Origin of the sequence: Bacteroides congonensis, assembly GCF_900130125.1 — a bacterium.
Classification (GTDB): Bacteria; Bacteroidota; Bacteroidia; order Bacteroidales; family Bacteroidaceae; genus Bacteroides; species Bacteroides congonensis.
Genome location: NZ_FQXY01000010.1, coordinates 423,531 through 438,812, shown reverse-complemented (window position 1 = coordinate 438,812; position 15,282 = coordinate 423,531). Strand labels below are relative to the sequence as shown.

Annotated in this window: 10 protein-coding genes; 2 read left to right on the top strand and 8 right to left on the bottom strand. The window is 43.3% G+C overall.

What is annotated here, in order from left to right:
• Window positions 1-110 precede the first annotated feature (110 nt).
• A complete protein-coding gene (locus tag BQ7997_RS13210; RefSeq protein ID WP_073346837.1) occupies window positions 111-2,009 on the bottom strand; it encodes a TlpA family protein disulfide reductase in 1,899 nt (632 codons plus the stop codon).
• A 159-nt stretch (window positions 2,010-2,168) separates the two neighbouring features.
• Here BQ7997_RS13210 and gpmI point away from each other — a divergent pair, with 159 nt between their 5' ends.
• Both gpmI and BQ7997_RS13200 read left to right on the top strand, forming a co-directional pair.
• Window positions 2,169-3,683 carry a 2,3-bisphosphoglycerate-independent phosphoglycerate mutase gene (gpmI, locus tag BQ7997_RS13205; protein WP_073346836.1) on the top strand — a complete coding sequence of 505 codons (1,515 nt, stop codon included), beginning with the start codon at window positions 2,169-2,171 and terminating at the stop codon, window positions 3,681-3,683.
• A gap of 67 nt (window positions 3,684-3,750) precedes the next feature.
• Window positions 3,751-4,332 (top strand): DUF3109 family protein, encoded by a 582-nt coding sequence (locus BQ7997_RS13200; RefSeq protein WP_022137566.1) that lies wholly within the window; start codon window positions 3,751-3,753, stop codon window positions 4,330-4,332.
• Here BQ7997_RS13200 and BQ7997_RS13195 read toward each other — a convergent pair.
• The 7 genes from BQ7997_RS13195 to BQ7997_RS13165 form a co-directional block, all read right to left on the bottom strand.
• On the bottom strand, window positions 4,329-4,535 hold the full coding sequence (locus tag BQ7997_RS13195) for a hypothetical protein (RefSeq protein WP_073346835.1): 207 nt from the start codon (window positions 4,533-4,535) through the stop codon (window positions 4,329-4,331). The two genes, BQ7997_RS13200 and BQ7997_RS13195, sit on opposite strands and share 4 nt — an antisense overlap.
• A 172-nt stretch (window positions 4,536-4,707) precedes the next feature.
• Window positions 4,708-6,945, bottom strand: a complete 2,238-nt coding sequence (gene bglX / locus BQ7997_RS13190; protein WP_022137564.1) for a beta-glucosidase BglX — start codon at window positions 6,943-6,945, stop codon at window positions 4,708-4,710.
• A gap of 33 nt (window positions 6,946-6,978) precedes the next feature.
• Window positions 6,979-8,310: a glycosyl hydrolase gene (locus tag BQ7997_RS13185; RefSeq protein WP_022137563.1), complete on the bottom strand. Its 1,332-nt coding sequence runs from the start codon at window positions 8,308-8,310 to the stop codon at window positions 6,979-6,981.
• Between the two features lie 21 nt (window positions 8,311-8,331).
• Window positions 8,332-9,279 (bottom strand): glycoside hydrolase family 16 protein, encoded by a 948-nt coding sequence (locus BQ7997_RS13180; protein ID WP_083589234.1) that lies wholly within the window; start codon window positions 9,277-9,279, stop codon window positions 8,332-8,334.
• A 112-nt stretch (window positions 9,280-9,391) separates the two neighbouring features.
• Window positions 9,392-10,240 (bottom strand): hypothetical protein, encoded by an 849-nt coding sequence (locus tag BQ7997_RS13175; RefSeq protein WP_073346834.1) that lies wholly within the window; start codon window positions 10,238-10,240, stop codon window positions 9,392-9,394.
• A gap of 49 nt (window positions 10,241-10,289) precedes the next feature.
• Complete coding sequence (locus BQ7997_RS13170; RefSeq protein ID WP_073346833.1) at window positions 10,290-11,864, bottom strand: RagB/SusD family nutrient uptake outer membrane protein; 1,575 nt, start codon at window positions 11,862-11,864, stop codon at window positions 10,290-10,292.
• A 12-nt stretch (window positions 11,865-11,876) separates the two neighbouring features.
• Window positions 11,877-14,972: a SusC/RagA family TonB-linked outer membrane protein gene (locus BQ7997_RS13165; RefSeq protein WP_083589233.1), complete on the bottom strand. Its 3,096-nt coding sequence runs from the start codon at window positions 14,970-14,972 to the stop codon at window positions 11,877-11,879.
• Window positions 14,973-15,282 lie beyond the last annotated feature (310 nt).

Below are 15,282 nucleotides of genomic sequence, written 5' to 3'. Positions count from 1 at the left end.
GATTTTAATTTAAAAGCGGTGCAAAGGTAAGCAAAATCTGACGGATAACTTACCTTTACGTCATTTTTTATGCTTTCTTTCCGTACAAGACAGACTTTTTCTGTCATATCTTATAATTCCTCAGATTTCTTGAAATGTTTCTGAACATACTCTTCAAGCTCCCAAGCTGTTGGAGGATTGATGGTCACACTGCCGTCCTTTTGTATTAATTCGTAATGTGGAATACCGTTGAATTTGAATAATTCACGGAGATATTCGAATTCATTTTCACCAATCCGGTATGAAACTTCTCCTTCCAGATTTTTTGCTACATATTCATCGTATGTTTTTCTCGGGGATGAACGTTCGTCTGTGATATAGATGAACTGGATTTCGGGATGGTTCTTATAGTCTTTGCGTAATTGCGCAGTGGCCTCTATACCCATTCTGCATCCGCCACAACTTGTAGCCCAAAAGTCAATAAACAATATTTTACCGGAATGCGCTTTGATGATATTCCGAAAGATTTCAGTAGCTTTTCCTTCCGGTAACCGGTAGGTTTTATCAGCTTTCTTTGAAAAGATGGTGTCGAATATACGATTCGTTTCAGCAGTCAGGATAGGGTATGTAAGATATTTATTCAGGCTATTTATATATTTCTTTGCGGCGGAAGGGGTATTATATGTCTTTAGGTCGTATTGTAAGCGGCGTACGAGTGTAGTCTGCCAAAGAAAACTATTATCCTGCCCGCTTAACAGGCTGATTACCGAGTCTCCTTTCGTCAGATACTCTTCGGCTTTATGGAGCGTCTGCTCATCCTGTTTTCGATTTGAAATATTCGGTGTTTCCTTATTGGCAGGACGGGAGAGGAACTTCTTTTCATAGGCATCGCTCTGGACTTCGCTTAGAGGTGGCATAAATTCAAACCGGTTGACAAACTCTCTATATCCTTTGTCTGCGAGCAAAGACTCGTCGTTCAAAGAAATATCTTTCAGAAAATCATAATAATTATTTCCCGCTTTCATCTTCAATGCCTGATTGGCAGTATCCCGCTCTGCAAAAACATTCCTATATGCCATGAAATTTAAAAGAATTTTTCCTTTTTCCAATGCTAACTTGTTTTTTATCAGATGAATCGCTTTGGGTGATGCCGCATAGATTTGTGCTAATGAGTCGCCAATCTGGTTGAGCCTGATAGATGCCGTTTGTATTTCTTGCTTAAACAAGTCAGGCGGAAATCCATTTTTTGCCTTTGTGTATACATCATTATCGTATCTTATTAAATCACTCAGCTTGTCATACATTTGAGAAAGAGCGGCGGAAGGCCCCATCATTTTAATGCTATCATAACTGCCTTCATCATCAACATATATGGATAATGTCTGTCCGGGTTCTATATAGAATGAAATATAATGGTTGCCTAGCGACAGGAGATTTTCTATTGGATAATTAAGTACAAGTTTGCATTCAAAGCTGCCGTCAGGATTTATGTTGACTACTGTGGGACGGTCTTCTCGTGTCAGTTCATTGCTTATTAACAGGGTGGTACCGGCTGTGTGGGTATATCTGTCTATATAGCCTTGCAGATAAGCGGTATCTTTGCGTATAAATTCTTTGAAGTCAGTTTCGGTTGTCACCAGAGGTTTGCTGTTTGTCTCTTTGGTATATCGCAGTTCATTGGAACCTTTGAATTTAATCAGGCAATCTCCGTCGGGTTGAGGAGCGAACCGTAACGTTTCTATAGCGGCATTTCTTTTGTCTTGCACGGTCAATTCGATGTAGTCGCCTAGTTTGCGTATGCTTTTATGGGTAAACATCCGGTTCTGTATGATGCATACGGAATCATAGATGCCATATTCCCATTGGTTGGGAATGTCCGCTCTGAACCAGTTTCCTCTGATAGATTGGAGAAGGGAAGTCTCATTCGTGAGATGGGAATTGCCTGCTGTTTTAACAGGGGAGTCGTTAATGTTTTGTGCGGTTGAAATACCGGATAATAGCAATGCAAGACTAAGTAGGATTGTTTTCATACTCTTCATGTTTGGAGGTTGTCTTACAAAGAAAGGAAAATCCTTGAGACTTCCTTTACTCATCCACTGTAACTTAACATAGATTAAACGTTCAGATTACCATCTTTTTCGTACCTTTGCGCCCGAAAATCAGAGTGATAATTTAAATATTGAAATATTATGAGCAAGAAAGCCCTTTTAATGATCCTCGATGGTTGGGGACTAGGTGACCAAAAGAAAGACGACGTAATCTTCAACACTCCCACTCCTTACTGGGATTATCTGACAACTACTTATCCTCACTCCCAGCTTCAGGCAAGTGGTGAAAACGTAGGTTTGCCCGACGGACAGATGGGTAACTCTGAAGTTGGTCACTTGAATATCGGTGCCGGACGCGTGGTTTATCAGGATTTGGTAAAAATCAACCGTGCATGTGCTGACAACAGCATAATGAAGAATCCTGAAGTTGTTTCAGCTTTCTCTTATGCAAAAGAAAACGGAAAGAACATTCATTTCATGGGCTTGACTTCCAATGGTGGCGTGCACAGCTCACTCGTTCATCTTTTCAAACTTTGCGACATCGCTAAAGAATACAATATCGACAATACATTCATCCACTGCTTCATGGACGGTCGCGACACTGACCCGAAGAGCGGTAAGGGTTTTATTGAAGAACTTACTGCACACTGCGAGAAATCGGGCGGAAAGGTTGCTTCCATCATCGGCCGTTATTATGCTATGGATCGTGACAAACGTTGGGAACGCGTGAAAGAAGCATATGACCTGTTGGTGAACGGTGAAGGTAAGAAAGCTACCGACATGGTTCAGGCAATGCAGGAATCTTATGATGAAGGCGTGACAGACGAATTTATCAAGCCGATTGTAAATGCAAACGTTGACGGAACAATCAAGGAAGGCGATGTGGTAATCTTCTTCAATTACCGTAACGACCGTGCAAAAGAGTTGACTGTCGTACTGACTCAGCAGGATATGCCGGAAGCAGGCATGCATACAATCCCAGGTCTGCAATATTACTGTATGACTCCGTATGACGCTTCTTTCAAGGGTGTTCATATCCTGTTTGATAAAGAAAATGTATCCAACACATTAGGCGAATATCTTGCTGCCAATGGCAAGAGCCAGCTTCATATCGCTGAAACGGAGAAGTATGCCCATGTGACATTCTTCCTCAACGGTGGACGTGAAACTCCGTTTGACAAGGAAGACCGTATCCTCGTTCCATCTCCGAAAGTGGCTACTTATGACTTGAAACCGGAAATGAGCGCTTACGAAGTGAAAGATAAACTGGTAGCTGCCATCAACGAAAACAAATACGATTTCATTGTAGTGAACTTCGCCAACGGTGACATGGTAGGCCATACCGGCATTTACGAAGCTATCGAGAAAGCAGTTATCGCTGTAGACGCTTGCGTGAAGGATGTAATCGAAGCTGCCAAAGCACAGGATTACGAAGCAATCATCATTGCTGACCATGGTAATGCCGACCGTGCTTTGAACGAAGACGGTACTCCGAACACCGCTCACTCTATGAACCCTGTTCCTTGTATTTACGTAACAGAGAACAAGGCTGCGAAAGTAGAAAACGGTCGTTTGGCTGACGTTGCTCCGACTATCTTGAAGATTATGGGTCTGGAAGTTCCGGCTGAAATGGACGGAAACGTTTTGATTAAGTAATTTGGATTTCTATAATCGGGAGGGCGGAGTACTACTCCGCCCTTTTTGTCTCACATAAGTTTTTAGTATGATACAGATTGGTGATGTAGTAGTGTCTCTTGATGTCTTTCAGGAAAAGTTTCTTTGTAACCTTGATGCTTGTAAAGGAGAGTGTTGCATTGAGGGTGATGCGGGTGCGCCTGTTGAACTGGATGAAGTGGAGAAACTGGAAGAAGTGTTGCCTGTTATTTGGGATGAACTGGCACCCGAAGCTCGTGCGATCATAGAGAAGCAAGGAGTGGTATATACAGACGAGGAGGGTGATTTAGTAACCTCAATTGTAAATAATAAGGACTGCGTCTTTACCTGTTATGATGAAAAAGGATGCTGCTATTGTGCTATTGAAAAAGCATATCGGGAAGGTAAAACAGATTTTTATAAACCGGTGTCCTGCCATCTTTATCCCATCCGAATCGGAGATTACGGGCCTTATAAAGCGGTGAATTATCATCGTTGGGACGTATGTAAGGCAGCAGTTTTACTGGGGAGAAAAGAGAATCTTCCTGTATATCAATTCCTGAAAGAGCCTTTAATCCGTAAATTCGGTGAAGAATGGTACAAAGAACTGGAAGTTGTTGCCGAAGAACTGAAGAAACAACATCTCATCTAGGATTTTCGTCTCTTACGGATACAATATACCTGATACAGCAATATACACAGGGCTATTACTATTCCGCAGGATGGAGCGATCCACGCTTCCGGATGAATGATAATCAGGAAAATGCAGGTGACGATAACGCAGGAAGTCAGGACAATAAGAAACAATCTCATTTTTGCAAGTAGCGGGTTAGGAATCGTAGTCTTCAATTTCATAGTTGCTGTTGTATTTGGTTTTTATGCAAGATAGTCATTTTGCCCGGAAATTGATTCTGTTGTTAGGTTTTATTAAGAGATGGACATAGATACAAAAATGCCGGTACTGGAAGGTGAATCTTTCAGACCGGCATTCTTTTAGATGAATAAAATGTAAGTTTTAATCAAATGACTAGTTGATCAGTTTGAAGTCTGCACCCACGCCGGACTGACTGTCGGTAGCTATCCATACGGTGAAGTCACCGATTTCTGTACGTCGTTGCATATCATCATTCCAATAGGCCAGATCATCAGTAGTAAGGGTGAACTCAACCTTTTGTGTCTCTCCGGCTTTAATCATCACTTTCTTGAATCCTTTCAGTTCTTTCACGGGGCGAACCAATGAACCGACTTTATCACGGATATATAACTGCACTACTTCCTGTGCGTCGTATGAACCATTATTAGTAACATCGCAGGCAACGGTTAATACATCGCCCTGTTTTATATTGCCGGCAGAAAGCTGACAGTCTCCATATGTAAAGGTAGTATAGGAAAGTCCGTATCCGAATGGGAACAAAGGACCGTCCCCGGCATCCAGATGGTAACTGGTAAAACCGATAGATGTCTGTTTGGCACCTACTTCAATATCATCTATCAATGTGATATTTGATGCCGGTCTGCCTGTATTCTTATGTGCATAATAGATAGGCACCTGTCCGACCATACGCGGGAGAGTTACCGGCAGTTTACCGGAAGGAACAGCTTTGCCGAACAGTAAATCAGAGATAGCCGGTCCTGCCATCGTTCCACCGTGGAAAGTATATAATACGGCATCTGCCATGTCTACTTCCTCGGGGATAGTTAATGGTCTTCCTGCCATAATTACCAATACAACCGGTTTTCCAGTAGCCTTCAATGCCCTGAGCATTTCCGTTTGTTTTCCGGGTAAACTGATATCCGCACGGCAACGGGCTTCGCCCGATAATACGGCTTCTTCTCCTGCAAAGAACAGGATGACATCTGCTTGGCAGGCCGCGGCTACGGCTTTGGCTATTCCGGCTTCACTCTTATCCCGGCTGTATGTTAATCCCGGTTCGGCAATTACGCGGATCTTATTTTCACATTCCTGTTGTATCGCTGTCAGTGGTGTGACACAATGTTCGGGCTCTGCGTCGAAACACCAGGTTCCTATCTGGTCGGCAGGCGCGTCTGCCAGTGGTCCTACTACTGCTACCGATTTGATCGAAGAATTCAGTGGTAAGGTCTGCAGGTTATTCTTCAATAAGACAGCGCTTTCAATGGCTGCTTCTTTAGCCTGCTGTAAAGAAGAATCCAGATAAAAGGCTGAGGGGGCACCTTCCTTGATATATGGATTATCAAATAACCCCAGTCGGAATTTCAATCGAAGAATATTGCGTACTGATTCGTCGATAAGTTTCTCATCCACCTTTTTTTCTTTTATAAGTTCTTCCAGATGATTGATATAAGCATAACTCATCATGTCCATATCAACTCCGGCAATGGCGGCTTTCTCGCCTGCTTCTTTCAGGTCGGCACAGAAACCGTGAGGAATCATTTGTTGGATGGAACCCCAGTCGCTGACTAACAAACCGTCGTATTTCCACTCGTCGCGTAGAATCTGGCGATTCAGGAAGGTGCTGCCGGAAGAAGGCACTCCGTTGATGTCATTGAAAGAACACATGAAAGTAGCTGCCCCGGCATCTACGGCTGCTTTGAAAGGGGGAAGATAAAGTTCGCGGAGTTGTAGCTCCGGTATCCAGGTGGTGTTGTAGTCTTTACCGGATTCGCTGGCCCCATAGGCTGCAAAATGTTTGGCACACGCAGCTATGCTGGTAGGTGAGGAGAGAGTGTCTCCCTGAAATCCTTTAATCATTGCATTTCCCATTACAGTAGTCAGATAAGGGTCTTCCCCGCATGATTCGGCAATACGTCCCCAGCGCGGATCCCGGCTGATGTCAATCATGGGAGCGAATGTCCAGCGGATACCTACTGAACTGGCTTCCAAGGCTGCGACACGCGCGCCGTTCTCAGCTACTTGCGGATTCCAGCTTGCTGCTTGCCCCAATGGAATGGGGAAGATAGTCTTGAAACCATGAATGACATCTCGGGCAAAAATAAGCGGAATACCCAGACGGCTTTCTTCCACGGCAATATGCTGAAGTTTATTGGTGGTCGCTAAATCCAATTCATTAAGGATAGAACCGATTTCGCCGTTCCGAATGGCGTCTTGCATATCTTCGGCCAGCCCGAGTCCTGTTAACTGGTTCATCTGACCGATTTTCTCTTTCAGAGTCATCTTAGAGAGTAGAGCATCTATCTTCTGTTCCGTACTGTCTTGCCCCGGTTTGCAGGCAAGAAGGCTAAATACGGTCAGACCGTAGACGGTGGCTTTCTTTAATGTATTCATTTTCTTTTATATTTATACCTATTGTTATTGGACTTAGTCTTTGAAATGCAACCAATTTAATGCAATATTGCCTGTAGTGACTTTTATACGTAACGTTTGCTTACCTGCTTTTAGTTGGATGTTGGTAGTGACAGTAGTCCATTTGCTGTCTACATTAGGCAGGTCTAGTGTTGCTGCCGTACCTTTGTCTATAGTTATCTCAACCTTGTTATCTCTGAAACTGGTATAACGGATATCCAACTGGTAAGTTCCGGCTTTAGGAGCATCCAGTTGATATTCCAGCCATTGTTCCTGTTTCAAATCATAAACATCCAATATGCCCGAGATATCGGTTGTAGGACGCAGGTGTGCGCTGGCTGATGTTAAATTCTCAACTGTGTTTATTGAACTGTAGTGTTCGGCGGGAATAACTTGATTCTTACTGTAATAAGCTGTTTTATCCAGAGAGGACATGTTCACAAACACTGTTCCAAGCTCAGTCAATGCATTGGGCTTACTTGGTAATAAGCTGTTGCTGGTTGTACCGGTACCTGGGTCGGTCGGTCCAATACCTCTTGGGATGAACCAGGCATAGCGGAATACGTCAGGATCAGATTCAAGATAATGAAGAGTCTCGCTCATATAGTTCATCTGGCTTGATATGCTAATCTTATTACTACTGGGCCATGCACAGAATTCTGTTAACCAAATAGGTTTTCCATATTTTTTGAACATGCTTACATAGTTGATAAGAGAAGAAGGGCTTTCCATGTAACAATGGATAGCTATACCGTCTACATCACTGAGGGGAACGTTGCTGAAAAACTCGTCCAACCATTTGATCGGGTCACTATAATCCGGCAATGTTCCGTAGTTCATAGCCGGAGATATGAGCTTCAGGTTTAGTTCAGAAGCTAATGCACGCAGTGCAGGCCATTGTGCGGCAGCTTCCTGGGGTGTCATTCTTGCCTGGTCTGTCAGATTAGGCTCATTGTATGCAAGCAGATATTTACATTCCGGGTGTGCGTTGACGTACCTGCGAATCTTGGGAGCGATGTCTGGATTGGCATTCCATGACATTGGGCAATAGTCGATTTGTTGCTTGCCGAACTCGGTGCTTAAATCGGAAGAAATCTCTGTCCCCCAGTTGTAAGCCCAGGATATGGCGCTTCCCAACATTTGCGTGTCTTCTTTGGGGAGCTGGAAACTATAGCTGACTCCACGTTTTACACTACGTTTCTGTATACCGGTGTAGGTGACTGGCTCTTCCTGCGGATCCTGTGTCCCGTCGGGGTCTTCAGGTGTTTGAGGAACTCCGTCATCCGAAGCGGAACAGGCTCCGAACATCAGTGTGGATAATATGAGTGAATAGAATATCTTTTTCATGGCTTGAATGGTTGAGTCGATTTATTTATTTTTCTGATAGACCTTGACAAAGTCTACATACATTTTGGCTTCCTCATCAGGCAATGCCGTTATTTGGGCAGGATTCAATATACCGGTGAAATATCCTCCTACGGCGAGATTGAAGAGTATGAAACAGTCTTTATGGAAGTAGTTTCCCGGTGATTTGTCTGTAGACCTATCCGTAATAGCCATTTCATAATAAGGTGTTACATCTGGATTTTTATCTAGATCAAGATACATTTTTATAGCATTCTCGTCCCAAATTAATGTATATAAGTGGAATTTGCCATCTTGCAAACTGTAAGGAGCTGTACAGGCTTTTGCATAATTGGGGTATCCTGCTCCTTCATAATATCCCCAGTGGCAGGCGCCATTGAAGTATTTTTCGGTTTTATTACCCTTTATTCCGTCAGTATGCCCCATTTCTAAGATGTCTATCTCTCCGCAGCGAGGCCATCCGTTTGTCGCATAGTCTGCGCCTAACATCCAGAAAGCAGGCCAAAGACCATTCGCTGTTTTAGGTAGTTTGATGCTGGCTTCTATCTTACCATAAGTAAACTTATGCTTGCCATCTGTATTCAAACGACCTGAGGTGAAAGAGCGACCTTCATAACTTTCTTTTTTGGCAGTTATAATCAGACAACTCTTTTGGCTGTCCGGTTCTTTGCCTATGCTTATATTTTCGGCACGATAATATTGTAGTTCGGCATTGCCGTTACCGTTTCCGTTTATTTCAATCTTCCAGTTATCCTGATTAAGCGGGGATTGGTTGAATAAGTCCTGCCATACTAATGCATAACCATCTACTTCTCCCGAACCTGTCTCATCTGCTTCTTCCGTAGGAGTTTTAGGTTCTTCTGTTCCGGGGTCATCTGTTTCCGAACAGCTTACGAATGCAAATGCGAGCGCTATGGCGAGTGTAAACATACAGTTGTTTTTTGCTTTCATGCTATAAATTTAATTTTGAGGAGTAATTAGTCTCCACCATGGGTTCTCAGAGAGAGCAAAAAGAGGTGGAGACTAATGGGACTAATACCTGTTGAGCTTGCTATTCTTTCGATTATTTTTTCTTATAAATGAAGACTGCGTCAAAGTCAAAGGTAGTACCGGCTACTCCTCCGCTCAAGAAGCTAAGAACATTTGTACCTTTGGTTTCTATGTCGCTTTTGTTTAAATAATCAAGTCCGCCTGCTGCTGGTTTCATAAACTCTGTGATAGGGATATTAAGTTCGTTCCATTCGCCATCAGTAGTGATAGGAGCATAGGGCTGGAATGTGTCGCCATCTACGAACGGTGCATTCCCTATAGCAACTTTTCCTGTATTATTGCTTCCGAAATTAAGCAAAAGAAGGTGAGACTTACCGGCTTGTTTCGTTTTTACAGAAATGTGTAGGAAATATTTTTCGGGTTCTTTACCTATTTCCATCATTTTGAGTAAATCGTCCTTGCAGTATGCCGGCACACTATATCCTGCGCCTGACCAACCTACACTGGTCACTACGAGACTCGTCCAACCTTGAACCAGGCCGTAGCAGTTCGGACCTTGAGGTGTTCCTGCTTCATATGTGTTATCCCACACATAGAGATGTCTTGTTTTAGCTGCCTCTTCTTCTGTTTCTCCGTCAACGCCGTTTGCATAGAATTCGGCTATCACTTTACCTTTTATCTTCTTTGCACATGTTTCGTCCAGTTGGATAACATAATAGTTGCTTCCTTCCAAAGAGCCACTTGGGTCGACGATACCACTCAGATCTTCATCATCATCTCCACCATTTCCGTCATCTCCTCCCGGTGTTTCAGTATCCGGTTTCTTGGGTTCTCCGTCATCATCGCTACCACCACAACCTGCAAATGTAAATCCCATTAATAATGCGCTGATAAATAACAGCATTAAATTCTTCTTTTTCATGATAATTAAAGTATTAAATTAGACAATAAAGTTTTTATAATATTGTTTTTTAGTATCCGGAGTTTTGCGTTAATCCTCCTAAATTGACTTCTTCTTGCGGAATAGGGAATAATTCATGTTTTCCTTCAATGAAGTCACCCATTTCGGCCTTGGCTTCTGCACTCTCACCCGCTTTATAAGCATCCATTGTGGATTTGGCAATTCCCCAGCGGCAGAGATCGAACCAGCGGTGACCTTCCATGGCCAGTTCTACCCGGCGTTCATGGCGAATGGCTTTTATTAAGTCCTCCTTATTGTTGTCATTGTAACTGCCATAAGGAAAGTCCGGGAGTATGTTTGGGGTATTTCCGCGAGCCCTCTGGCGGACTGCATTGAGTGCACTCTTGGCGGAAGGTAAATCGTTGGTTTCACAACATGCTTCGGCATACATCAATAATACGTCGGCATATCTGATCACTTTATTGTTGATGGGAGAGCGAGTCGTATGTGATAATGAAGCATATCGGTTGTTTTCGTCCATCAATGTATATTTCCGGCTTACGTATCTGCTGCCTAGATAAATTTCTTCTGTTGGAGTCGTAATTTGTGCATCTGTCGGATTTAAGATGGAAATATCACGGCGCGGGTCACCATTTTCAAATTCATTATAAAGATTCTGTGTCGGCTTGTTGAATCCCCATCCGGAAGTACCGAATGCAGTAGAACGTGAACGTGTCAGAATCGTAGTGAATGTTCCGCGGGTAAATCCGTTTCCTTCACCAAAGTCGGAAGTCGGTTCATCCATATATTGAATTTCAAATACGGATTCCGGACCGTTTTCTCCTTCCAGTGTGAAATTGTCTGCGTATTGTTCGCATAATCTATATTCACCGGCTTCTGCCTGGAGTTTGATGAACTCTCCCCATTTCTTAGCCTCAGTATAATTATGCATGTATAGATAGACTTTCAACAGCATAGCTTGTGCGGCTCCTTTGGTTGCGCGGCCTAAATCAGCATCTTCATATTCACTCTTTTTCCAGAGTACAGGTTCTGCGGCAAGAAGGTCTTTAGTGATCAGGTCGTAAATTTCCTCTTTGGTGGCGCGTGGCTGTTTCCACTTTTCGCTGCTATAGATTACGTAATCTACTTTAGGGACTCCGCCGAACATTCGTACAAGGCGAAAATAGTACATGGCACGCAGGAACTTTGCCTCCCCAACCAATCTGTCACGTAGTTTTTCTGTGAATTTTTCATCCACTTCCATTCTGGGGATTTCTTCGATTGCTAAATTGCATCGTGCTACTCCTTGATATTGGGCGCGGTAATAATCTAAGAGTAATCCGTTGTTGGAAATGGTCTTGAAGTTCTCAAGGTCATAGACGTCAGCCATATCCGACAGGTTTTGTCCGCCTTTCAGGGCATCATCCGATACTACGTCGCCAATGAACCATTCGGGGTAATAGGTGTTATTGTATTCCCACATGAGAGGTACGTAAGCAGCATTGACTGATTGTACCGCTGTTTCTTCGTTGGTAAAGAAGTCTTCAGATTTGGTAACCATTGGACCTTCTTCTGTCAGCCAGTCATTGCAGGAAGTCAGCCCTGCTGAAAGGCATAATATGCTGATGTAGATATATTTTCTCATTTTTCGTCGATATTAGAAGTTAATATTTGCGCCTAACATAAAGGTTCTGGACTGCGGGTAGTTACCATAATCTACACCACCACCAACTTCCGGGTCGTATCCGGTGTACGGGGTAACTGTGAATAGATTGTTAGCAGATAGGTAAATACGACATCTGCTGAGTCCTACCTTTCTGACTATTGCCGTGGGTAGTGTATAACCGATTTGCAGATTTTTCAGTCGTAAGTAAGCTCCGTTCTCGATGAGGCGGCTGCTATTTTCTTTGTTGGTCGAGCTTCCGTAAGGATTCGGAATGTCACCTTCCGGGTTTGATTTAGACCATACATTGCGCATCGTTGTGCTCAGTGTCGCTTCATTTCCGGTTCCTTCTGTCCGGAGTCTTACAGCATTGAATATTTTGTTGCCATATACTCCCTGGAAGAAGAGTTGCAAATCAATACCTTTCCAGTCTGCTCCGAGGTTCAATCCGTAAGTCAGCCAGGGGAACGGGTTGCCTAAGTCGGTTTTATCATCATTGTCAATTTTACCGTCTCCGTTCAAGTCTTTGTAGCGGGCATCTCCAGCATGGTAACTGATAGAGTTGGGCTCATCTTTATATGAATATAAGTGATCCAGAGCTTCCTGGTCGGTTCGGTAGATTCCTTCATATTGATATCCCCAGAATGTATATAGTGGCAGTCCTTCATCGCTGATTGTACGGTCACCATACACTTTCTCTCCACCGTTTAGGGCGGTCAGTTTATTGTTGATAAATGAGACGTTACCGGCTACAGAGTAGTTTACCTGTCCAATTCGATTCTGGTGATTAAGTGATATTTCAATACCTTTGTTTCTTACAGTGCCTACGTTTGCAGTGGCATCATAGCGGTTACCTACATGTGCCGGAGCTTTTACTCCTAACAGCATTTCTTTTGTATCACGAAGGAATAAATCGACTGTACCGGAGAGTTTATTGTTGAATAATCCGAAGTCTACGCCGGCATTCCATTGTTCCGTAGTTTCCCATTTTCCACCGCTGTTTACGTAGGTTAAGATAGTTGCGCCGTTGGCAAGAGCCTGCTCTCTCCCTAGTACATAATCAACGAAAGTAGGTCCCGTATTCATCATTTTAAGAATAAAACTGTCATCACCGATTTTATCATTGCCGATGCGTCCCCAGCCGACACGTACCTTCAGATTATCAAGCCAGGTAATATCTTTCATCCAATTTTCCTCACTGATTCTCCATGCCAAGGCCGTTGATGGAAAGTATCCCCATAAGTTTTCCGGGAATTTACTGGAAGCATCTGCACGAAAGTTTACTGTGATCAAGTAACGGCTGTTGTAAGAGTAATGCAAGCGACCCAACATTGAGAATCTTCGAGAACGGCTGGCAGAGTCGGAAGCTTTTGTCTGGTCTTCGGTTGCCTGAGACAAATACCAGTTTGTTTCTTTCGGATTCAGGATTGAAGAGCCGGCACCACCAATGCTATAGTAGTTGTATTCTTCCATTGTCTGACCCACCATGGCAGAGAAACTGTGTTTCTTGATATCTTTGGTATAAGTCAGTGTGTTTTCGACACCTATATTCGAATATCGTGCCATACTGCTTGATATGAAGTTCTTTTCAGCCTTGTCGTAACTGGAGTACTCATATTTGCTCTTATACAGTTTCGAACGTGTGTTTGTTAAATCAAGGCTGACATCAGAACGGAAAGTGAGCCCCTTGATTGGAGTCAGTTCCAGATAAAGGTCGCCTACCCAACGCTCTGTCTTGTCTGACGGTTCAGATGTATAGACCATTGAATATGGATTAACCACATTCTTGAAGTTAGAAGCAGCACTGATCTGACCACTCAGATCTTTTCCGTTTTTGTTGACACTTCCATCTGGATAATGAGTCGGATCCCAAGGAGCCATGGCAATAGCTGCCGAAAGCACTGATGCACCGGGACTACTATTATTATTCATTGCATTGCGCCCATGTGAACTCATGAACGAGAGGTTCTCGCCAATTTTTAACCAGCTTTTTACCTGATGAGAGGAATTGGCGCGCAAAGTAACTCTGGCATAATCCGACCCCATAATAGTACCTTCTTGTGTGAAGTAACTTCCACTGATGGAGTAACTGCTTTTCTCATTTCCACCGTCTACGGATACATGATAGTTCTGCACAAGTGCGTTCTTTTGGAATACTTCGTCCTGCCAGTCTGTTTCGATTGTGGAATAGTCGAGTTTGGTAGGATAGTATTCTGAATCTCCCAGACGATAGGCGCGTAACCATTTATTGAAGCCATTCTTTTCGTAAAAGTTCATTTCTGATTTTACATTATTCATATTGATTAATGTCTCGGCAAATTCCTGGCTTCCCATCAAGTCCAGTTTGTTCCAACGGTTCTGTACACCTGCATATACATTCAGTGAAACGACAGCTTTTCCGTCTTTTCCGCCTTTCTTGGTTGTAACTAGGATCACACCGTTTGCACCACGCGAACCGTAGATAGCTGTGGCTGAGGCATCTTTCAATATTTCAGTGGATTCAATATCACTCGGACTCAGATAGGTGATATTATCTACAATCACTCCGTCTACCACATAGATAGGTGCGCTGTTGTTTACCGTACCGATACCACGGATACGTACTTCGGCGGCAGCACCCGGTTGGCCGGAGTTGGCGTTGACCGTGACACCGGCGGCACGTCCCTGCAAAGCCTGATCCAGTCCGGCGGCGGGAGTCTTTTGTAGTTGGTCGGCTTTTACGGAAGCAACCGAACCTGTGAGGTCGCTTTTCTTCATCGTACCGTAGCCGATAGCTACTACTTCATCCAGCATCTGCGCATCCGGTTGCAATACTATATTCATTGCGCCGGCTTTTTGTACTGTGGCTTCATGCTTTTTGCATCCTACATACGTGAATACTAAAGTCTTTCCTTTACTCACATTGATGGAGTAATTACCATCCATGTCCGTAATGGTTCCTTCATTAGTAGTACCTTTTACTGAAACTGTAACGCCCGGCAGTGAGAATCCGTCTTCTGCGGAAGTGACCTGACCAGTGACCCGAAGGGCTTGGGCGAAAGAGATTTGTCCTAGCAGCACGCTGCAAAAAATAAGAATAACTCTTTTCATGGTATTAATTTTAAGTGTAACTCAATTTTATGTCCGGAATCAATTCCCTATCTTGTTCCGACGTTGCAAAGATATGGGCATTCGCTCCTGAATACTTCGTAATTTGTTTCACAAGAACTCAACATTGTCCAATTATTAATTCTATAAAAACTCAACATAAAATATATAAGTTGTTGAAAATCAGTAATTATGATAAAATGTACTAACTATATGAATTAAAAATGTTCTGTTAGATTAACCCTACAACCCAACAATTTCCTTATCTTTGTAATCAACCGAGGGTTTAAAACGAATCAGCCATTAAAGAGTA

Bases quoted from the DNA above. Each gene is read 5' to 3' on its own strand.
- BQ7997_RS13210 (WP_073346837.1), bottom strand. From the start codon at position 2,009: ATGAAAACAATCCTACTTAGTCTTGCATTGCTATTATCCGGTATTTCA.
- gpmI (WP_073346836.1), top strand. From the start codon at position 2,169: ATGAGCAAGAAAGCCCTTTTAATGATCCTCGATGGTTGGGGACTAGGT.
- BQ7997_RS13200 (WP_022137566.1), top strand. From the start codon at position 3,751: ATGATACAGATTGGTGATGTAGTAGTGTCTCTTGATGTCTTTCAGGAA.
- BQ7997_RS13195 (WP_073346835.1), bottom strand. From the start codon at position 4,535: ATGAAATTGAAGACTACGATTCCTAACCCGCTACTTGCAAAAATGAGA.
- bglX (WP_022137564.1), bottom strand. From the start codon at position 6,945: ATGAATACATTAAAGAAAGCCACCGTCTACGGTCTGACCGTATTTAGC.
- BQ7997_RS13185 (WP_022137563.1), bottom strand. From the start codon at position 8,310: ATGAAAAAGATATTCTATTCACTCATATTATCCACACTGATGTTCGGA.
- BQ7997_RS13180 (WP_083589234.1), bottom strand. From the start codon at position 9,279: ATGAAAGCAAAAAACAACTGTATGTTTACACTCGCCATAGCGCTCGCA.
- BQ7997_RS13175 (WP_073346834.1), bottom strand. From the start codon at position 10,240: ATGAAAAAGAAGAATTTAATGCTGTTATTTATCAGCGCATTATTAATG.
- BQ7997_RS13170 (WP_073346833.1), bottom strand. From the start codon at position 11,864: ATGAGAAAATATATCTACATCAGCATATTATGCCTTTCAGCAGGGCTG.
- BQ7997_RS13165 (WP_083589233.1), bottom strand. From the start codon at position 14,972: ATGAAAAGAGTTATTCTTATTTTTTGCAGCGTGCTGCTAGGACAAATC.